This is a genomic window from Streptomyces sp. NPDC051555, from assembly GCF_044454405.1.
Lineage (GTDB): Bacteria > Actinomycetota > Actinomycetes > Streptomycetales > Streptomycetaceae > Streptomyces.
Genome location: NZ_JBITDP010000001.1, coordinates 43,481 through 62,126 on the forward strand (window position 1 = coordinate 43,481; position 18,646 = coordinate 62,126).

18 protein-coding genes are annotated in these 18,646 nt (G+C 72.1%); 9 read left to right on the forward strand and 9 right to left on the reverse strand.

Features of this window, described 5'->3' with window-relative positions; genetic code table 11:
• Positions 1-8 precede the first annotated feature (8 nt).
• The gene (locus tag ACIBEA_RS00185) at positions 9-338 is read right to left on the reverse strand and encodes a hypothetical protein (protein WP_399256242.1); all 330 of its coding nucleotides are present in this window, start codon (positions 336-338) and stop codon (positions 9-11) included.
• Positions 339-442: 104 nt separating this feature from the next.
• Positions 443-1,516, reverse strand: a complete 1,074-nt coding sequence (locus ACIBEA_RS00190) for an ATP-dependent DNA ligase (protein WP_399256244.1) — start codon at positions 1,514-1,516, stop codon at positions 443-445.
• 126 nt (positions 1,517-1,642) lie between these two features.
• Between ACIBEA_RS00190 and ligD the strand changes: the two genes are divergently transcribed.
• Together ligD and ACIBEA_RS00200 are read left to right on the forward strand one after the other, a co-directional pair.
• On the forward strand, positions 1,643-2,662 hold the full coding sequence (gene ligD / locus ACIBEA_RS00195; protein WP_399256246.1) for a non-homologous end-joining DNA ligase: 1,020 nt from the start codon (positions 1,643-1,645) through the stop codon (positions 2,660-2,662).
• Positions 2,663-2,792: 130 nt separating this feature from the next.
• Positions 2,793-3,050: a WhiB family transcriptional regulator gene (locus ACIBEA_RS00200; protein ID WP_385772264.1), complete on the forward strand. Its 258-nt coding sequence runs from the start codon at positions 2,793-2,795 to the stop codon at positions 3,048-3,050.
• Between the two features lie 133 nt (positions 3,051-3,183).
• Here ACIBEA_RS00200 and ACIBEA_RS00205 read toward each other — a convergent pair whose 3' ends face one another.
• The 5 genes from ACIBEA_RS00205 to ACIBEA_RS00225 all read right to left on the reverse strand — a co-directional run bounded on the left by ACIBEA_RS00205 (position 3,184) and on the right by ACIBEA_RS00225 (position 8,189).
• A complete protein-coding gene (locus tag ACIBEA_RS00205) occupies positions 3,184-4,155 on the reverse strand; it encodes an acyl-ACP desaturase (protein ID WP_399256248.1) in 972 nt (323 codons plus the stop codon).
• Positions 4,156-4,310: 155 nt separating this feature from the next.
• Entirely contained in the window at positions 4,311-4,538 is a 228-nt protein-coding gene (locus ACIBEA_RS00210; RefSeq protein ID WP_399256250.1) for a hypothetical protein, read from the reverse strand.
• Positions 4,539-4,730: 192 nt separating this feature from the next.
• Positions 4,731-5,582 carry a helix-turn-helix domain-containing protein gene (locus ACIBEA_RS00215; RefSeq protein WP_399256252.1) on the reverse strand — a complete coding sequence of 284 codons (852 nt, stop codon included), beginning with the start codon at positions 5,580-5,582 and terminating at the stop codon, positions 4,731-4,733.
• Between the two features lie 253 nt (positions 5,583-5,835).
• Positions 5,836-7,482, reverse strand: coding sequence for an ABC-F family ATP-binding cassette domain-containing protein (locus tag ACIBEA_RS00220; RefSeq protein WP_399256254.1), 1,647 nt, complete (start codon positions 7,480-7,482; stop codon positions 5,836-5,838).
• A 290-nt stretch (positions 7,483-7,772) separates the two neighbouring features.
• Positions 7,773-8,189 carry an SsgA family sporulation/cell division regulator gene (locus ACIBEA_RS00225; RefSeq protein ID WP_354380835.1) on the reverse strand — a complete coding sequence of 139 codons (417 nt, stop codon included), beginning with the start codon at positions 8,187-8,189 and terminating at the stop codon, positions 7,773-7,775.
• Between the two features lie 337 nt (positions 8,190-8,526).
• On the opposite strand from ACIBEA_RS00225, the gene ACIBEA_RS00230 reads away from it, so the two are divergent.
• On the forward strand, positions 8,527-9,651 hold the full coding sequence (locus ACIBEA_RS00230; protein WP_399256256.1) for a WD40/YVTN/BNR-like repeat-containing protein: 1,125 nt from the start codon (positions 8,527-8,529) through the stop codon (positions 9,649-9,651).
• Positions 9,652-9,731: 80 nt separating this feature from the next.
• On the opposite strand, the gene ACIBEA_RS00235 is transcribed toward ACIBEA_RS00230, so the two are convergent.
• A complete protein-coding gene (locus ACIBEA_RS00235; RefSeq protein WP_399256258.1) occupies positions 9,732-10,031 on the reverse strand; it encodes a YciI family protein in 300 nt (99 codons plus the stop codon).
• 25 nt (positions 10,032-10,056) lie between these two features.
• Between ACIBEA_RS00235 and ACIBEA_RS00240 the strand changes: the two genes are divergently transcribed.
• Positions 10,057-10,734 carry an endonuclease V gene (locus ACIBEA_RS00240; RefSeq protein WP_399256260.1) on the forward strand — a complete coding sequence of 226 codons (678 nt, stop codon included), beginning with the start codon at positions 10,057-10,059 and terminating at the stop codon, positions 10,732-10,734.
• A gap of 111 nt (positions 10,735-10,845) precedes the next feature.
• Here the strand turns inward: ACIBEA_RS00240 and ACIBEA_RS00245 are convergent, their stop codons facing one another.
• Entirely contained in the window at positions 10,846-12,102 is a 1,257-nt protein-coding gene (locus ACIBEA_RS00245; protein WP_399256262.1) for a saccharopine dehydrogenase family protein, read from the reverse strand.
• Positions 12,103-12,197: 95 nt separating this feature from the next.
• Here ACIBEA_RS00245 and ACIBEA_RS00250 point away from each other — a divergent pair, with 95 nt between their 5' ends.
• The 5 genes from ACIBEA_RS00250 to ACIBEA_RS00270 all read left to right on the forward strand — a co-directional run bounded on the left by ACIBEA_RS00250 (position 12,198) and on the right by ACIBEA_RS00270 (position 18,581).
• Positions 12,198-12,608: an MmcQ/YjbR family DNA-binding protein gene (locus tag ACIBEA_RS00250; RefSeq protein WP_399256264.1), complete on the forward strand. Its 411-nt coding sequence runs from the start codon at positions 12,198-12,200 to the stop codon at positions 12,606-12,608.
• Between the two features lie 140 nt (positions 12,609-12,748).
• Positions 12,749-13,876: a CaiB/BaiF CoA transferase family protein gene (locus ACIBEA_RS00255; RefSeq protein ID WP_399256266.1), complete on the forward strand. Its 1,128-nt coding sequence runs from the start codon at positions 12,749-12,751 to the stop codon at positions 13,874-13,876.
• Between the two features lie 6 nt (positions 13,877-13,882).
• Positions 13,883-15,025 carry an acyl-CoA dehydrogenase family protein gene (locus tag ACIBEA_RS00260; RefSeq protein ID WP_399256268.1) on the forward strand — a complete coding sequence of 381 codons (1,143 nt, stop codon included), beginning with the start codon at positions 13,883-13,885 and terminating at the stop codon, positions 15,023-15,025.
• 121 nt (positions 15,026-15,146) lie between these two features.
• Positions 15,147-16,361 (forward strand): acetyl-CoA C-acetyltransferase, encoded by a 1,215-nt coding sequence (locus ACIBEA_RS00265; protein WP_399256270.1) that lies wholly within the window; start codon positions 15,147-15,149, stop codon positions 16,359-16,361.
• A 48-nt stretch (positions 16,362-16,409) separates the two neighbouring features.
• Complete coding sequence (locus tag ACIBEA_RS00270; RefSeq protein WP_399256272.1) at positions 16,410-18,581, forward strand: 3-hydroxyacyl-CoA dehydrogenase NAD-binding domain-containing protein; 2,172 nt, start codon at positions 16,410-16,412, stop codon at positions 18,579-18,581.
• Positions 18,582-18,646: the final 65 nt, after the last annotated feature.

The following is an 18,646-nucleotide window of genomic DNA, read 5'->3' on the forward strand; positions in this document are numbered from 1 at the left end:
CCGGAGGATCACTGTCCCGTGGTTCCCGGACCGCGCTCGCGCGGCGTCACCGCCTGCGCGCCGTCGGGAGTCACGGCCACGCTGTCGGGCCCGTCACCCACGCGAACGCTGTCCACGACCGTGTCGGTACGCGTGTCGATCACCGAGACGGTGTCGGAGCGGAGGTTCGCGACGTAGGCGAAGGCGAAGGCGAAGGCGCCCAGTTGTGCGGAGGCGTTCGGCGCCGGCGCCGCGAGGGCCCCCGGTGCGCTCGCCATCGCCGCGAGCGCCGCGAGCGCCGCGAGCGCCACCGCCAGAGCCGCGCCCGCTCGCCGCCCGGTCCCCGGAGTCCGTGTCATGGCCCACAAGCTATGGCTCGCGGTACCGCTCGGAGGCGAGGCGCGCCCCGTGGTGACGTGCGGGTGGCCTGGGCGTGGGACGGCTGACCGGGTGGACGGCGAGGTCACGAGGGGAGGATGTCGCCCAAGTTGTACTCGGGTTCTTCGAGTTGCTCGTAGGTGCACGATGCGGCGGTACGGTCCGGGCGCCAGCGCCGGAAACGGGCCGTGTGCCTGAACCGGGGGGCCTGGGTCGCGGTGTAGGAAAGGGTGTCGTACGCGACCTCCAGTACGTGTTCCGGGCGCAACGGTACCCAGGAGAGGTCCTTCTTGCCGGTCCAGCGGCTCTGGGCGCCCGGGAGGCGGGCGCTCTCGTGGGCGGACTCCTCGGCCCAGGCCGCCCACGGGTGGCCCTCGGGGCTCGGCAGGCGCAGGGGGGCCAGCTCCTCCACCATTTCGGCGCGGCGCTTCATGGGGAAGGCGGCGCAGACGCCCACGTGTTGGAGCGCGCCGTGCTCGTCGTGGAGGCCGAGCAGGAGCGATCCGATGATCGGACCGCTCTTGTGGAAACGGAAACCCGCGACGACGGTGTCGGCCGTACGCTCGTGCTTGATCTTGAACATGAGGCGGGCATCGGGCCGGTAGGGCAGATCGAGCGGTTTCGCGATCACCCCGTCGAGCCCGGCGCCCTCGAACCGCTCGAACCACTCCTGCGCGAGCGCGCGGTCGGTGGTCGCGGGCGCCAGATGAACGGGGGGACGGGCCGTGGACAGGGAGCGGGCGAGTGCGGTGCGCCGGTCGGCGAGCGGGGTGTCGAGGAGGGCCTCGTCGCCGAGCGCGAGCAGGTCGAAGGCGATGAAGCTGGCCGGGGCGGTACCGGCCAGTAGGGTGACGCGGGACGCCGCGGGATGGATGCGTTCGGTCAGGCGGTCGAAATCCAGCCGTCCTCCCTGAACGATGACGATCTCCCCGTCCACGACGCAGCGCGGGGGCAGCTCCTCCCGGAACGCCGTGACCAGTTCGGGGAAGTAGCGGGTCAGGGACTTGCCGGTGCGGCTGCCGATCTCGATCTCGTCGCCGTCCCGGTGGACGATGGCGCGGAAGCCGTCCCACTTCGCCTCGTACTGCATGCCCGCGGGAATCTCGGGCACGGACTTCGCGAGCATCGGCTTCACCGGGGGCATCACGGGCAGGTCCACGCCACCTCCACCTGGTCTTCTCGGTCGTCCTGACCTTCTGGACGACCCGTCCCTACCGATTCTGCGGCGCTACGTCCCGCCGCGCCCGGTATGCGAGGTGTGCCGGGCCCGCCTACCGTGGCGCACATGGGTGCTGCGGGCAAGGCGATCGAGCTGGAAGCGGGCGGGCGGGCCGTACGGCTGTCGAGCCCGGACAAGGTCTACTTTCCCGAGCGAGGTCTGACCAAGCTGGACGTCGCCCAGTACTACCTGGCCGTGGCGGAGGGCATCACGCGCGCCCTGCGTGACCGGCCGACGACCCTGGAGCGGTTCCCGGACGGGGTGGACGGCGAGTCCTTCTTCCAGAAGCGCGCGCCGAAGAACCTGCCCGAGTGGATCCCGACCGCCCACATCGCCTTCCCCAGCGGGCGGACGGCCGACGAGATCTGCCCGACCGAGCCGGCCGCCGTGCTCTGGGCCGCGAACCTCGGCTGCTTGACCTTCCACCCGTGGCCGGTGCGACGCGCGGACACCGACCGTCCCGACGAGTTGCGCATCGACCTCGATCCGCAACCGGGGACGGACTACCACCACGCGGTGGCGGTGGCCCACGAGCTGCGCGCGCTGCTGGAAGAGCTGGGCCTGCGCGGCTGGCCCAAGACGTCGGGGGGCCGGGGCCTGCACGTCTTCGTGCCGATCGAGCCCCGCTGGACCTTCGCCGAGGTCCGGCGCTGCGCGATCACGCTGGGCCGGGAGCTGGAGCGCCGGATGCCCGGCAAGGTCACCACCGCCTGGTGGAAGGAGGAGCGGGGCGAGCGGATCTTCGTCGACTACAACCAGACCGCGCGCGACCGCACCATCGCCTCGGCCTACTCCGTCCGGCCCCGCCCCCACGCCCCGGTCTCCGCGCCCCTGCGCTGGGACGAGGTGGACGCGGCCGAGCCGCGTGACTTCGACATCGTGACGATGCCGAAGCGCTTCGCCGAGCTGGGCGACGTCCACGCGGACATGGACGACCACGCCTTCGGCCTGGAAGCGGTCCTGGCCCTGGCGGACCGCGACGAGCACGAGCGCGGCATGGGCGACATGCCCTACCCCCCGGACCACCCGAAGATGCCGGGCGAACCGAAGCGGGTCCAGCCGAGCCGCGCCCGGCACGAGGACTGAGGACTGAGGACTGACGCGCCCCCGATCGGGGGCGCCGACCGGGGCGCCGACCGGGGTGATCAACGACGCCGTGCGGCCCTGTTGATCGGTCGTTGATCGGACGTACATCCGGCGCGGTGAGTATCTGCGCATGTCGATGAACACGAGCGAACGCACGGCGACGGCGACGACGGACGTCTCCTGGTACGAACTGGCACTCTGCGCGCAGACGGGCCCCGGCTTCTTCTTCCCGGAGCCCGGGTCCTCCCTGCGGGACGCGAAGCGCCTGTGCGGAGCCTGCGAGGGACGGGTCGCCTGCCTGGAGTACGCCCTGGCCAACGATGAGCGCTTCGGTGTCTGGGGCGGTCTCTCGGAGGGTGAACGCCACGCCCTGCGCCCGCGCGGTTGACGCGTCGGCCCGGCGGCTCCGCTCACGAACGCGGCGGTCCCCCGGCAGAGCGGGGCTCTGCCGGGGGACCGCCGTCACACTTCACACTTCACACGGCGCGGGACCGGGCCCCGGCCGCCCCGACCGCTCGCGATCAGGCCTTGCGGGCCGCGATGCGCGCCGCGCGGGCGGCGAGGCGCTCGTCGAACTTGCGGGCCTCGGAGTCCAGGCCGGCCATGTACATGCCCAGCTCGTCCTGGGCCTGCCGGCCGTCGGGGCCGAGGCCGTCGATGTCCATGACCTTGAGGAAGCGGAGCACGGGGCTCAGTACGTCGTCGTGGTGGATGCGCATGTTGTAGATGCCGCCGATGGCCATCTGCGCCGCGGCCCGCTCGAAGCCCGGCATGCCGTGTCCCGGCATCCGGAAGTCGACGACCACGTCGCGCACGGCCTGCATCGTCAGGTCCGGGGCCAGCTCGAAGGCGGCGCCGAGCAGGTTGCGGTAGAAGATCATGTGCAGGTTCTCGTCGGCCGCGATGCGGGCGAGCATCCGGTCGCAGACCGGGTCGCCCGACTGGTGGCCGGTGTTGCGGTGCGAGATGCGGGTGGCCAGTTCCTGGAAGGCGACGTACGCCACCGAGTGCAGCATCGAGTGCCGGTTGTCGGACTCGAAGCCCTCCGCCATGTGCATCATCCGGAACTCTTCGAGCTTGTCCGGGTCCACCGCGCGGGACGCGAGCAGGTAGTCGCGCATCACGATGCCGTGGCGCCCCTCCTCGGCGGTCCAGCGGTGCACCCAGGTGCCCCAGGCGCCGTTGCGACCGAAGAGGGAAGCGATCTCGTGGTGGTAGCTGGGGAGGTTGTCCTCGGTGAGGAGGTTGACCACCAGTGCCGTGCGGCCGATGTCGGTGACCTTGGACTGGCCGACCGCCCACTCCTCGCCGTCCTCGAAGAACCCCGGGAAATTGCGCCCGTCGCTCCACGGAACGTACTCGTGGGGCATCCAGTCCTTCGTCACCTTCAGGTGACGGTTGAGCTCTTTCTCCACCACCTCTTCCAGCGCGAACAGCAGCTTGGCGTCGGTCCACGCCTCCGAGCTGCCGAGGTGGGGAGAGGTGATCGTCACGGGTGCTCCTGGGGACAAAGCGAATACCTACGGTTCCGTAGCCTACGAACCCGTAGGTTAAGCGCGGCATCAAGAGGAACCAAGCCCCACCCCTGGGGGTGCCTGGTTACGTCCGGTTATGTATGCAGTTCTAGGCGTCGCCGGGACGCGCAAAGTCACACCAGAAGGTGATCCGCGGCGCCCCCCTTGACCGCTGTGATCAGCGCGCGGAGCGCTTCCGTCGAGTCCGAGACGTAGGCGGCGGAGCCGGTCGTGCCGATGTAGGCCCTGCCGTCGGCGTCCAGGCCGAAGCGGAAGCAGTTCGCGCCCTCGCTGCAGAAGGCCCGGTCCCAGTCGATGGCGGGGGCGGTGGCCGCGGTGGCCGCAGTGGTCGTCGCGCTCATGTCGTCCTTCTTCCGGTGTCCGTGGTGTTCGCGTCGGTGGTGTTCGCGTTCGTGGTGCATCGTCGTGTCCGCGGTGATGCGTGGTCTGCGTGGTGCTTCGTGATGCTTCGTGGTGTGCGTGGCGCCCTGTGGTGTCCCTCCGGTGCGCACACGGGTCCCGTGCGCGGCGGGTTCACCGCTTCCGCGCGGGCCTCACAGGTCCCGCGCGATCGCGCGGATGGCATCGCGGGAGGCGGTCGCGGTCAGTGACAGGCCCCGGAGCCGCTCCAGCAGCCCCCGGTAGCGCAGCAGCTCCCCCTGCGAGTCCAGGAGCGCCGACCCGTGCGCGCTGTCGAGCTGCACGGTGTCCAGCTGGCTCATCGTCGCCGCGGCGTAGGTGAACGACTGGCCCGCGCCGGGCAGGCCGCCCGCGGTGAAGGGGATCACCCGGATCGTCGTGCGCTCGCGCTCCGACTCCGCCAGGATGTGCTCCAGTTGCGCCCGGGCCGCTCCCGGCCCGCCGAACCGCATGCGCAGCGCCGCTTCGTGCACCACCGCTTCGTAGGTCGGGGGCCGCTCGCGCGCGAAGATCTGCCGCCGGCCCATGCGCAGCGCCAGCCGGGCCCGCACCTCGGCCGCCGGGAGCGGCGGGTCGGCGGTTTCGAAGACCGCCCGCGCGTGGGCCTCGGTCTGCAACAGGCCGGGTATGTGCGCGGTCACGGCCGTGTGCAACTCGACGCTGTGGTGCTCCAGTTCGCAGATGTCGAGCAACCCCGGCGGTAGCAGGGCGCGATGCTCCTCCCACCACCCCTTGTCGCGCTCCCGGGTCATCCCCGCGAGCAGGTCCACGAGCGCGGCGTCGGGGCAGGCGTAGTGGTGGGCCAGCGTGCGGACCCGCTCCGCGGTGATGCCGAGCCGGCCGGACTCGATGTTGGGGATGCGGGTGCGGTCCACCCCCAGCAGCGCCGCGGCCTGTTGCACGGTCGTGCCCGACCGCTCGCGGAGTCTGCGCAGCTCGGCGCCCAGGCGCTGCTGCCGGGCGGTCGGCGTGCTCCTCGGTGGCATGGCGCGGTTCCCCTCTCCTGGAATGCCCTGAGAAAGCGGTAGGCGGTCATGCGGCTAGTGGCACTGTGCACCTACTTACGCTACGTTCAGTAGTGCAAGTGTCACACGCGGCGACCTGTCGGTGCCGGAAGACTCCCTCGGAAGGCTCGGCGGTACGACGACGGGCGCCCGCCGCCCCGCCCCGGGAGGGGGGAGCGCCGGGCGCGTCGACGGGTGGAGCGGGTCGGCCCCGCCCGATCCCACCGGGTGCTGATCAGTCCTGCCACATGGACTCGCGGACCTCCTGCGCCGTGGTCGGGCGCAGTTCGTCGTCGAGCAGCAGCCAGCGGGTGATGCCGATCGATTCCAGGAACGGCACGTCGTGGCTGGCCACGATGAGCGCCCCCTCGTACGAATCCAACGCCTCCGTCAACTGCCGTACGCTCGCCAGGTCCAGGTTGTTCGTCGGCTCGTCCAGCATCAGTAGCTGCGGAGCCGGCTGGGCCAGGAGCAGCGCCGCGAGCGCCGCCCGGAAGCGCTCGCCGCCCGACAGGGTGCCCGCGAGCCGGTCCGCCCGGGCGCCGCGGAAGAGGAAGTGCGCGAGCCGCGCCCGGATCCCGTTGTTCGTGGCCTGCGGCGCGAACCGGGCCACGTTCTCCACCACCGACAGCCCGTCGTCGAGGACGTCGAGCCGCTGCGGCAGGAAGCGCGCCGGTACGTGCGTCACCGCCTCCCCGGCCACCGGCGGGACCAGCCCGGCCACCGTGCGCAGCAGGGTGGTCTTGCCCGAACCGTTGCGTCCGACCAGGGCGATCCGCTCCGGCCCGCGTAGTTCCCACGCCTCGGGGACGGCCGGTGAGCCGGCGTGCGCCAGGTGCAGGCCGCGCAGGGTCAGCACGCCGCGCCCGGGCGGAACCAGGGTGGCGGGCAGTTCGATGCGGATCTCGTCGTCGTCGCGCACCGCCTCCACGGCCTGGTCGAGCCGTTCGCGCGCCTGCGCGAGCTTCTCGGTGTGCATGATGCGGTGCTTGCCCGCGGACACCTGGGCCTGTCGCTTCCGCTCGCCCATCACGATCTTGGGCTCGCGCTTGGTGTCGTTCATCTTCTGGCCGTACCGCTTGCGGCGGGCCAACTTGACGTGGGCGTCGGACAGTTCGCGCTTCTGGCGCTGTACGTCGGCCTCGGCGACCCGGACCAGCCTCTCGGCGGTCTCCTGCTCGGCGGCCAGCACCTCCTCGTACGCGCTGAAGTTCCCGCCGTACCAGCGGACCTCGCCCTCGCGCAGTTCGGCGATCTGGTCCACCCGGTCCAGCAGTTCCCGGTCGTGGCTGACCAGGACCAGGACGCCGGTCCAGGAGTCGACGGCGGCGTAGAGCCGGCGTCGGGCCCGCAGGTCCAGGTTGTTGGTGGGTTCGTCGAGCAGCAGGACGTCCGGCCGCGCGATCAGCAGGGCCGCCAGTCGCAGCAGCACGGACTCGCCGCCGGACAACTCGCCGACCGTGCGGTCGAGGTCGATCCGGCCCAGCCCCAGCTGGTCGAGGGTGGCGGTCGCCCGCTCCTCCACGTCCCAGTCGTCGCCGACCGCGGTGAAGTTGGCCTCGTTGGCCTCGCCCGCCTCGATGGCGTGCAGGGCGGTGCGGACCGCGGCGATTCCGAGCGCCTCGTCCACGCGCAGCGTGGTGTCGAGGGTGACCCCTTGGGGGAGGTGGCCGACCGTGCCGGCGACGGCGATCTGGCCGTCGCCCGCGGTCAGTTCACCCGCGATCAGTTTGAGCAGGGTGGACTTGCCCGAGCCGTTGAGACCGATCAGGCCGGTGCGGCCGGGGCCGACGGCGAGCTGGAGCCCGTCGAAGACGGGGGTCCCGTCGGGCCAGTCGAAGGACAGGGCGGAACACGTGACGAACGTAGGGGCATGGCTCATGGAGGCCTCCAGGTTGCGTGAATGGTGCAGTGCAACGCGGGGAGACAGCCGACGACGAGCGCTCCTGACGAAGGGCTTGTGGGGGTCGGTGTCTCGGACCTCAGACGAGCAATGTCCTGCTCCGTTTCGGCGGCAATGGGGCGTCTACGAAGCTACGGGGGGCCTCAGCCCCCCGCAAACGGTTTTCGCCGGCCGGAGCCGAACGGCCGGCGTCGGGGGTCGACGTCAAGGGCGGACGCCGACGGCGGACGTCGAAAGGAGACGTCAGCGGCGGACGTCGAAAGGAGGCGTCAACAGGAGTCGCGCATCAGCTCGGCCAGGCTGTGGTCCACGTCCAGGTACAGGTGTTCCAGCCCCGGCGGGACCACGGCCGCGGCCCGCTCCAGGAAGCGGCGCAGCTCGGCGGCGGCCATCAGGACGATGGCGACACCCTCCGGAGCGTGGAACTCCACCACGGTCCGGCCCGATCCGTACGGCCGCACCCGCACGTCGCCGTGACCACAAGGGCGGTCCAGGCCCGCCTCCAACAGTTCGCGGGCGAAGGTCCACGACACCTCGATGCCTTCGAGGGTCGCCGGAGCGGGGAAGGCCATGCGGACGGCGAAGGGGTCCGAGCGGTCGTAATGGAAGGTGACGGGGACGGTCTCGACCTTCGGCGCTGCGGCGACCAGACGGGCCTGCACGGCCTGCTCGATGATGGTGATCAAGGCTCGCTCCCTTGCGGCGATCGGTTGCCGGACTGTGGCTGGGGCCCGGCATCCGGATAGACGCGGGAAATCGCGAATCCGTGCATGCGCGGAGGGCGTGAGCTGTGTCACCGAATGGCCGGAACACCGTCGTGTGATCGTACGGTCCGCTCGCTGTGGTCATGGGGCGCAAGGGGAAGTGGTGCGCCCGGGGGTCTGTGCAGTGGTTCAACTAAGGCTGGATCCCGCTCACTCCGCGAGCGCAACCGATCACTCGTGTTGCCGTACGGACACCCTCCGTGAGGGTGGTGCGAGGCACCCTGGACGGCCACCGCGGGGTGCGTTAGCTTCCGGCGCCATGAGACTTCTGACAGTTGGCATGTGCGCGGCAGCCCTGGTCGGGGTGCTCGCCGCTCCCGCCCAGGCGCGGACCACCCCCTTACCCGGTCCGTCGGCCCCGCCCGGCCCGTCGGCCGCCCTCGCCTCCGGATCCCCTTCCGGTCTGGAGTGGTCCCTCAAGGCCACCGCCACGGACGCCCGGTTCCGCGGGCTGGCCGCGGTGAACCGCTCGACGGCCTGGGTCTCCGGATCCCAGGGCAAGGTGCTGCGCACCCTGGACGGCGGGCGCAGCTGGGCGGACGTCTCGCCCCCCGGCGCCGCCGGCCTGGAGCTGCGCGACATCGAGGCCTTCGACGCGCGGCGCGCGGTCGCCCTCTCCATCGGCGAGGGCCAGGACTCCCGGGTCTGGCGGACCGAGGACGGCGGGGCCAGCTGGACCGAGACCTTCCGCAACCCCGACCCCCGCGCCTTCTACGACTGCCTGACCTTCTTCGACCCCGCGCACGGGCTGGCCGTGAGCGACCCGGTGGACGGGAAGTTCCGGATCCTGTCCACGGCGGACGGCGGCCGCAGTTGGCGGGTGCTGCCGAACGCCGGGATGCCGGACGCGCTTCCCGGCGAGGCCGGGTTCGCCGCGAGCGGGCAGTGCCTGGTCAGCTCGGGTCCGGCCGACGTCTGGCTAGCCACCGGCGGCGGCGCGAACGCGCGCGTGCTGCACTCGGCCGACCGCGGGCTGACCTGGAGCGCGGCCGATTCCACCGTGCCGGCGGGCGACCCCGCCAAGGGGGTCTTCGGGCTCGCCTTCCGCGACCGCGGGCACGGCCTCGCGGTGGGCGGCGACTACCGCACCGGCCAGCCGTCCCCGCTGGCCGGGGCGCTCTCCGTCGACGCGGGCCGCACCTGGCGGCCGGCCGGCTCGGCGCCGCCCGCCTACCGCTCCGGGGTGGCCTGGGTCCCGTACACGGCGACCGTGGCCCTGGCGGTCGGGCCGACCGGTACGGACGTCACGCTCGACGCGGGCCGCAGCTGGCGCCCGCTGGCCACGGGTTCCTTCGACACCGTCGACTGCACCGCGGACCTGGCGTGCTGGGCGGCGGGGGAGAAGGGCCGGGTCGCCCGGTTGGAACCGGGCGACCGCGCGTAGTGCCGTGACCCGGTGAACCTTTCCGGTCACGGTACTGGGGCGTGTCCGACGAGGTTCCGCACGCCCGGGGACGAGAGGTCCTACGCGAGCGGAGCCTCGCGGACCGCGGCCAGGTCGGCCGAGGTCCTGGTCGCGATGAACTCGGTGATCCGGTAGGCGCAGACGCCCGCCACCGTGAAGGGGTCCTCGGCGGCGATCTTCTCGATCTCGGCCCGGGAGACCCCGCCCGCCAGGATCACACCGCCGTCGCGCGGCACCTTGCGGCCCGAGGCGAGGAAGACGCCCGAGGCGTAGTAGCCGCCCAACCACGCGAGGTGCGCGTCCATGTGCTCTTCGACGGCTTCGACGGGCGCGGTGTAGCTCAACTCCATGACGAACATGATCGCCAGGCTACTCTCGCACCTCATGACGAGTGTGAAGACCCCCGCGGACGAGGCCGAGGCCCGGGCGATACAGGACCGACTGCGCCACCAGGTCGTGCTCACCGAGGCCGGACCGCCGGTCGGGCAGGGCCTGGTGACCGGTGTCGACGTGGCCTACGACGACGAGCGCGACCTGGTCGCCGCCGCGGCCGTCGTCCTCGACGCGCGCACGCTGGAGGTCGTCGAGGAGGCGACCGCCGTGGGGCACGTGAGCTTCCCGTACGTCCCGGGCCTGCTCGCCTTCCGGGAACTGCCCACCGTCCTGGCCGCCCTGGACGCGCTGACCTCGCCCCCCGGGCTGGTCGTCTGCGACGGCTACGGGCTCGCACACCCGCGCGGCTTCGGGCTCGCCTGCCACCTCGGCGTGGTCACGGGACTGGCGACCATCGGCGTCGCGAAGAATCCATTCACCTTCACCTACGAGGAACCGGGCGCCAGGAGGGGGGACTCCTCGCCCCTCCGCGCCGCCGACGGCTCCGTGGTCGGCCGGGCACTGCGCACGCAGGACGGGATCAAGCCGGTGTACGTCTCCGTGGGCCACCGGGTCTCCCTCGACAACGCGGCCGCGCACACCCTGGCCCTGAGTCCGCGCTTCCGGATCCCGGAGACCACCCGGCACGCCGACTCCCTCTGCCGCCGGGCCCTGCGCGAGGCCGGCTGAGGCGACCCGGGCGCGCCCCCAGCGCCCGCGGGCCCGCACGCGCCCGACCCGAACGCCCCCCAACGCCCGCTCACGGCCGTCCCGAGCGTCCGCCCGCGCCCGCGCGGGGGATCACACCGCCCGCTCGTCCACCACCCGGAAGCGGATCCCCGCCTTCTGGAGCCGCTCCAGCAGCGCGTCGCCCATCGCGACCGCCGTGGTCACCTGCCCGGAGGTCGCCGGGAGCCGGTCGTACGCCAGGGACAGCGCGGACTCCCCGAGCATCTTGGCCGTCTCCCCGTAGCCGGGGTCGCCGCCCGAGACCTCTGTGAACACCCGCCGTCCGCCGCCCTCGCCCACGAAGCGGACCGTGAACCAACTGCGCGCCCTGCGCGCGGCGTCCGGCCCGCGCCCCGGCTCCCACAGCCCGCCGAGCCACTGCCGCACGGCCGGGATCTGGGCCAGTGCGACCGTGGCCCCGACCGCGCCCGCACCGGCCGCCGCGACCGGCAGGTGGCGCACGGAGGCGTAGTGCCGGTAGCGGAAGTCCGGACCGTAGCGCTCCAGGGCGGCGGCCGAGCGGGCCACCACCCGCGGGTCCAGCGTGGGCAGCGGCAGCGCCCAGGTGCCGGTCTCCCGGCTGTAGCGGGGTGCCCCGATCGGGCCCCGCGCCCGGCGGCCCACCGTCCGCGGTTCGTGCAGCCGGCGCTCCCGCGCGGCGGCCAGTGTCTGCGGCCCGCGCCCGAAGGCGCCGAGCGCCGAGGCCAGCGTGCCGCCGGAGAAGGAGGCGTGCGAGCGCAGGAACCCGTCCACGGTCAGCGGTACGCCCTCGGGCAGATGACGGACGGTGAAGTACGCGCCGAGGTCCGCCGGGATGGAGTCGAAACCGCAGGCGTGCACGATCCGGGCGCCGCTCTCCCGGGCCCGCGCGTCGTGCTCGACGTACATCCGGTCCACGAACTCCGGCTCCCCGGTGAGGTCCAGGTAGTCCGTACCGCTCTCGGCGCAGGCGGCGACCAGCTCCGCGCCGTGGTGCACGTACGGGCCCACCGTGGTGGCCAGCACCCGCGTGGCGGCGGCGAGTTCCCGCACCGCCCGCGGATCGGCGGCGTCCGCGCGCAGCAGCGGCAGCTCCGCGCAGCGGGGGTCGAGGGCGGTGAGCCGCTCGCGGAGCCGTTCGAGTTTGGCGGGGTCCCGTCCCGCAAGGGCCCACCGGCACCCGGCCGGCGCGTGCGCGGCGAGGTACTCGGCGGTCAGGGCGCCCACGAAGCCGGTGGCTCCGAAGAGCACGAGGTCGTAGGCGCGCCCGGTCCGGTGGTCCTGCGGCTCCCGCTGCTCCGGCTGTTCTGGCGCGTTCTGATCGCTGCTCCGGCTGTTCCGGCTGTTCATCACCGCTCCTCCCGACTGCTGCTGGTCGCCGAGGCTAGCGTGGGGATCGACTGTCCGTGCGAGCAGGTGGGACCTGCGGTGAAGGGGAGGCGTCGATGAAGGCTGCGGTACGCACGTGGGAAGTGGTGCGGGAGTTCGCCCTCGGGCTGCCGGAGGCGCGGGAGGACCATCCCTGGGATCCGGAGCGCGCCGTGGCGAAGGTCAACGGCAAGGTCTTCGTCTTCCTGGGCAACGCCGACGGCCCCGAGCCGCCCGCTCTCTCGGTCAAGCTCAAGGACGAGGCGCTGCACGCCCACGCGATGACGGTGCCGGGCGCCGCGCCCACCGGCTACGGGCTGGGCCGCTCGGGCTGGGTCACCGTACCGCTGGGGCAGAAAGGATCGCCGAGCGCCGAGGTGGTCTGCGAGTGGGTGGAGGAGAGCTACCGGACCGTGGCCCTCAAGCGGCACGTGAAGGCGCTCGACGAACGCTCGGGGGCCGCTGACCGCGCGGGTGCCGAGGGGTAGGCGGGAAGGGGGAGCGCGAGCGGCTAAGCGCTTGCTCGGTCGACCGCTCCAGGGGGTTGTGCTGAGCCGTGCCCGTTCCTAGCATCACTGGTGTTACATCAGTTGTGTCACACAGGGGTACCACGGATGCTGGGGGCTCGATGGCAGTGACAGGGAACGGCCCGCTGGCCGGAGTGCGCGTCGTCGAGCTGGCGGGCATCGGCCCGGGACCGTTCGCCGCCATGCTCCTCGCCGATCTGGGAGCGGACGTCGTCCGCGTGGACCGGCCCGGCGGGGGCGGCCTGGCCGTCGATCCCGCCTACGACATCACCAACCGCAACAAGCGCTCGGTCCTGCTGGACCTCAAGTCCGACGATGGCCCCGCCCGCGTCCTGGACCTGGTCCAGCGGGCCGACGTGCTCATCGAGGGGTTCCGACCCGGGGTCGCCGAGCGGCTCGGCGTCGGACCGGTCGAGTGCCACGCCCGCAACCCCCGGCTGGTCTACGGTCGGATGACCGGCTGGGGCCAGGAGGGCCCCCTCGCCCACAGCGCCGGCCACGACATCGCCTACATCGCCGTCACCGGCGCCCTCGGCATGATCGGCGACCCGGACGGGCCGCCCGCGGTCCCCGCCAACCTGGTCGGCGACTACGCGGGCGGCTCGCTCTACCTGGTCATCGGCGTCCTCGCCGCCCTCCAGCACGCGCGCACCACCGGCACCGGTCAGGTCGTCGACGCGGCCATCGTCGACGGCACCGCGCACCTCACGTCGATGATCCACGGGATGATGGCGGCCGGAGGCTGGCAGGACCGGCGCGGGGCCAACCTGCTCGACGGCGGCTGCCCCTTCTACGGGACGTACGAGACCTCCGACGGCGGCTACATGGCGGTCGGGGCGCTGGAGCAGCAGTTCTACGACGCCTTCATCGACCTGCTCGGCATCAAGGACCAGGCACCCGCCCGCAAGGACCTGGCCCGCTGGGGCGAGCTGCGGGAGGCCGTCGCCGCCCGCTTCAGGACCCGGACCCGGCAGGAGTGGACCGAGGTGTTCGACGGGACGGACGCCTGCGTGGCCCCCGTGCTGTCGCTGCGCGAGGCCCCGGCGCACCCGCACCTCGCCGCCCGCGGCACCTTCACCGACTTCGGCGGGATCACCCAGCCGGCGCCCGCCCCCCGTTTCTCCGCCACCCCCGCCGCCGTGCGCGGTGGCCCCGCCCTGCCGGGCGCGCACACCGAATCCGTGGCCCGCGACTGGGACGTCCCGGCCCTGTACCCGCTGGAGGACTGAGAACCCGTGAAGCGCCGGATCTTCGAGCCCGAGCACGCGACGTTCCGCGAGAGCGTCCGCACCTTCCTCGCGAAGGAGGTGCTGCCGCACTACGAGCAGTGGGAGAAGGAGGGCATCGTCAGCCGCGAAGCCTGGCGGGCCGCGGGACGCCAGGGGCTGCTGGGCCTCGCGGTGCCCGAGGAGTTCGGCGGCGGCGGCAACGCCGACTTCCGCTACGCGGCGGTCATCGCCGAGGAGTTCACCCGGGCGGGCGCCGCCGGGCTGGCCATCGGCCTGCACAACGACATCATCGGGCCGTACCTGACCTCGCTGGCCACCGACGAGCAGAAGCGCCGCTGGCTGCCCGGCTTCTGCTCGGGCGAGACCATCACGGCCATCGCGATGACCGAACCGGGTGCGGGCTCGGACCTCCAGGGCATCCGCACCCACGCCGAGGACCACGGCGACCACTGGGTGCTCAACGGTTCCAAGACCTTCATCTCCAACGGGATCCTGGCCGACCTCGTGATCGTCGTCGCGAGGACCACCCCCGAGGGCGGGGCGCACGGCCTGTCCCTGCTGGTGGTGGAGCGCGGCGCCGAGGGCTTCGAGCGCGGCCGCAACCTCGACAAGATCGGCCAGAAGGCGCAGGACACCGCGGAGCTCTTCTTCCACGACGTGCGCGTCCCCAAGGAGAACCTGCTCGGCGAGCTGAACGGCGCCTTCGTCCACCTGATGACCAACCTCGCCCAGGAGCGGATGGGCATCGCGATGGCCGGCATCGCCGCCGCCGAACACCTCCTGGAGATCACCACCGCCTACGTCAAGGAGCGCGAGGCCTTCGGGCGGCCGCTCGCCAAGCTCCAGCACATCCGCTTCGAGATCGCGGAGATGGCGACCGAGTGCGCCGTCACCCGCACCTTCCTCGACCGTTGCATCGTCGACCACGCGAACGGGGAGTTGGACGCCGTCCACGCCTCGATGGCCAAGTGGTGGGCGACCGAACTCCAGAAGCGGGTCGCCGACCGCTGTCTGCAACTGCACGGCGGATACGGATACATGAGTGAGTACCGGGTCGCGCGGGCGTTCGTGGACGGCCGCATCCAGACCATCTACGGCGGCACGACCGAGATCATGAAGGAGATCATCGGCCGTTCCCTGCTCGGCTGACGCACCACCCGGGCCCCTTCGCCCAGGCCCCTTCGCCCGGCCCCTTCATCCAGGCCCCTCATCGGGCCCCTTCCCCTCGGGCCCGCTTCCCCCGGCCCACCTTCTTCGAAAGGCTTGACCAGTGAGCACCGAAGCGTACGTGTACGACGCGATCCGCACCCCGCGCGGCCGCGGCAAGGCCAACGGGGCCCTGCACGGCACCAAGCCGATCGACCTCGTCGTGGGCCTCATCCACGCGCTGCGCGAGCGCAACCCCGGCCTGGACCCGGCGACCATCGACGACATCGTGCTCGGGGTCGTGGGCCCCGTCGGCGACCAGGGCTCGGACATCGCGCGGATCGCGGCGATCGCCGCGGGGCTGCCGGACACGGTGGCCGGCCTGCAGGAGAACCGCTTCTGTGCCTCCGGGCTGGAAGCGGTCAACCTGGCCGCCGCCAAGGTCCGTTCGGGCTGGGAGGACCTGGTGCTCGCCGGCGGCGTCGAGTCGATGTCCCGCGTCCCGATGGCCTCCGACGGCGGTGCCTGGTTCAACGACCCGATGACCAACTGGGACACCAACTTCGTTCCGCAGGGCATCGGCGCCGACCTGATCGCCACCCTCGGCGGCTTCTCCCGGCGTGACGTCGACGAGTACGCCGCGCTCTCCCAGGAGCGGGCCGCCGCGGCCATCAAGGACGGCCGCTTCGCCAAGTCCGTGGTCCCGGTCACGGACCGCAACGGCCTGGTCGTCCTGGACCACGACGAGTTCGTCCGCCCGGGCACCACGGCCGACAGCCTCGCGAGGCTCAAGCCGTCCTTCGCGGACATCGGCGAACTCGGCGGCTTCGACGCCGTCGCCCTGCAGAAGTACCACTGGGTCGAGAAGATCGACCACGTCCACCACGCGGGCAACTCCTCCGGCATCGTCGACGGCGCCTCGCTCGTCGCGATCGGCTCCCGCGAGGCGGGGGACCGCAACGGGCTGGCGCCGCGCGCCCGGATCGTCTCGGCCGCCGTCTCCGGTTCCGAGCCGACCATCATGCTCACCGGCCCCGCCCCGGCCACCCGCAAGGCCCTCGCCAAGGCCGGACTGACCATCGACGACATCGACCTCATCGAGATCAACGAGGCCTTCGCGGGCGTCGTCCTGCGCTTCGTCGCGGACATGGGCGTCTCCCTCGACAAGGTCAACGTCAACGGCGGCGCCATCGCGCTCGGCCACCCCCTCGGCGCGACCGGCGCGATGATCCTCGGCACCGTCATCGACGAGCTGGAGCGCCAGGACAAGCGCTACGGGCTCGTCACCCTCTGCGTCGGCGGCGGCATGGGCGTCGCCACCGTCGTCGAGCGCCTCTGACCGTCCCCGTCCCCGGCACACCCCCTTTCTCACACGGAAGTAGCGAAAATGAGCGAGTCCACCACGATCCGCTGGGAACAGGACGAGAGCGGCGTCGTCACCCTGATCCTCGACGACCCCAACCAGTCCGCCAACACGATGAACCAGGCCTTCAAGGACTCCATCGCGGCCGTCGCGGAGCGCGCCGAGGCCGAGCGGGACTCCATCCGGGGCATCGTCTTCACCTCCGCCAAGAAGACCTTCTTCGCGGGCGGTGACCTCAAGGAGATGATCCGGCTCCGCCCCGAGGACGCCCAGCTCGCCTTCGACACCGGCACCGCGATCAAGGCGTCCCTGCGCCGGATCGAGACCCTCGGCAAGCCCGTGGTCGCCGCCATCAACGGCGCTGCGCTCGGCGGCGGTTACGAGATCGCGCTCGCCTGCCACCACCGGATCGCCCTCGACGCCCCCGGTTCCAAGATCGGCCTGCCCGAGGTCACCCTGGGCCTGCTCCCCGCGGGTGGTGGCGTCACCCGCACCGTGCGCCTCATGGGCATCACCGATGCGCTCCTCAAGGTGCTGCTCCAGGGCACCCAGTACCCCCCGCAGCGCGCCCTGGACAACGGTCTGGTCCACGAACTGGCCGCCACCCGCGAGGAGATGCTCGACAAGGCCCGCGCCTTCATCGACGCCAACCCGGCCTCGCAGCAGCCCTGGGACGTCCCCGGCTACCGGATCCCGGGCGGTACGCCGTCCCACCCGAAGTTCGCCGCGAACCTCCCGGCGTTCCCGGCCAACCTGAAGAAGCAGCTGAACGGGGCCCCGTACCCGGCCCCGCGCAACATCCTGGCCTGCGCCGTCGAGGGCTCCCAGGTCGACTTCGAGACCGCGCTGACCATCGAGGCCCGCTACTTCACCGAGCTGGTCACCGGACAGACCGCCAAGAACATGATCCAGGCGTTCTTCTTCGACCTCCAGGCCGTCAACTCCGGTGCCAGCCGCCCCCAGGGCGTCGCGCCGCGCAAGGTCCGCAAGGTCGCCGTCCTCGGCGCGGGCATGATGGGCGCGGGCATCGCGTACTCCTGCGCCCGCGCGGGCATCGAGGTCGTCCTCAAGGACGTCACCGCCGAGGCCGCCGCCAAGGGCAAGGCGTACTCCGAGAAGCTGCTGGACAAGGCGCTCTCCCGGGGCCGCACCACCGAGGCCAAGCGCGCCGAACTGCTCGCCCGGATCACCCCCACTGCCGACCCCGCCGACCTGGCCGGCTGCGACGCCGTCATCGAGGCCGTCTTCGAGGACACCTCCCTCAAGCACAAGGTGTTCCAGGAGATCCAGGACGTCATCGAGCCCGACGCGCTGCTCTGCTCCAACACCTCCACCCTGCCCATCACGGGCCTGGCCGAAGGGGTTTCGCGCCCCGTCGACTTCATCGGGCTGCACTTCTTCTCGCCCGTCGACAAGATGCCGCTGGTCGAGATCATCAAGGGCGAGCGCACCGGGGACGAGGCCCTGGCCCGCGCCTTCGACCTGGTCCGCCAGATCAACAAGACCCCGATCGTGGTCAACGACTCGCGCGGCTTCTTCACCTCGCGGGTGATCGGCCAGTTCATCAACGAGGGCGTCGCGATGGTCGGCGAGGGCATCGAGCCGGCCTCCGTGGAGCAGGCGGCCGCCCAGGCCGGCTACCCCGCGAAGGTGCTCTCCCTGATGGACGAGCTGACCCTGACCCTGCCCCGCAAGATCCGCAACGAGACCCGCAAGGCCTTCGAGGAGGCCGGGCGCAGCTGGGCGACGCACCCCGCGGACACCGTCATCGACCGGATGGTGGACGAGTTCGGCCGCCCCGGCCGCAGCGGTGGCGCGGGCTTCTACGACTACGACGAGGCGGGCAAGCGGGCCGGCATCTGGCCGGGCCTGCGCGAGCACTTCACGAAGCCGGGCACGGAGATCCCCTTCGTCGACATGCAGGAGCGGATGCTCTTCTCCGAGGCCATCGACACCGTCCGGCTCTTCGAGGAGGGCGTGCTGACCTCGGTCGCCGACGCCAACATCGGCTCGATCATGGGCATCGGCTTCCCGGCCTGGACCGGCGGCGTGATCCAGTACATCAACGGGTACGAAGGCGCCCTGCCCGGCTTCGTGGCCCGCGCGCGCGAGCTCGCCGCGGCCTACGGCGAGCGGTTCGCCCCGCCCGCCCTGCTCGTCGAGAAGGCCGAGCGCGGCGAGACCTTCACCGACTGACGGCCTGCACCGGCCCCACCGGCCCCACCGCGCCGGGCGCCCCGACGGTCCACGACGACCGTCGG

Coding starts and splice junctions, on each gene's coding strand:
- ACIBEA_RS00230 (WP_399256256.1), top strand. CDS start 8,527: ATGAGACTTCTGACAGTTGGCATGTGCGCGGCAGCCCTGGTCGGGGTG.
- ACIBEA_RS00210 (WP_399256250.1), bottom strand. CDS start 4,538: ATGAGCGCGACGACCACTGCGGCCACCGCGGCCACCGCCCCCGCCATC.
- ACIBEA_RS00245 (WP_399256262.1), bottom strand. CDS start 12,102: ATGAACAGCCGGAACAGCCGGAGCAGCGATCAGAACGCGCCAGAACAG.
- ACIBEA_RS00235 (WP_399256258.1), bottom strand. CDS start 10,031: ATGTTCGTCATGGAGTTGAGCTACACCGCGCCCGTCGAAGCCGTCGAA.
- ACIBEA_RS00215 (WP_399256252.1), bottom strand. CDS start 5,582: ATGCCACCGAGGAGCACGCCGACCGCCCGGCAGCAGCGCCTGGGCGCC.
- ligD (WP_399256246.1), top strand. CDS start 1,643: ATGGGTGCTGCGGGCAAGGCGATCGAGCTGGAAGCGGGCGGGCGGGCC.
- ACIBEA_RS00255 (WP_399256266.1), top strand. CDS start 12,749: ATGGCAGTGACAGGGAACGGCCCGCTGGCCGGAGTGCGCGTCGTCGAG.
- ACIBEA_RS00200 (WP_385772264.1), top strand. CDS start 2,793: ATGTCGATGAACACGAGCGAACGCACGGCGACGGCGACGACGGACGTC.
- ACIBEA_RS00270 (WP_399256272.1), top strand. CDS start 16,410: ATGAGCGAGTCCACCACGATCCGCTGGGAACAGGACGAGAGCGGCGTC.
- ACIBEA_RS00250 (WP_399256264.1), top strand. CDS start 12,198: ATGAAGGCTGCGGTACGCACGTGGGAAGTGGTGCGGGAGTTCGCCCTC.
- ACIBEA_RS00240 (WP_399256260.1), top strand. CDS start 10,057: ATGACGAGTGTGAAGACCCCCGCGGACGAGGCCGAGGCCCGGGCGATA.
- ACIBEA_RS00185 (WP_399256242.1), bottom strand. CDS start 338: ATGACACGGACTCCGGGGACCGGGCGGCGAGCGGGCGCGGCTCTGGCG.
- ACIBEA_RS00220 (WP_399256254.1), bottom strand. CDS start 7,482: ATGAGCCATGCCCCTACGTTCGTCACGTGTTCCGCCCTGTCCTTCGAC.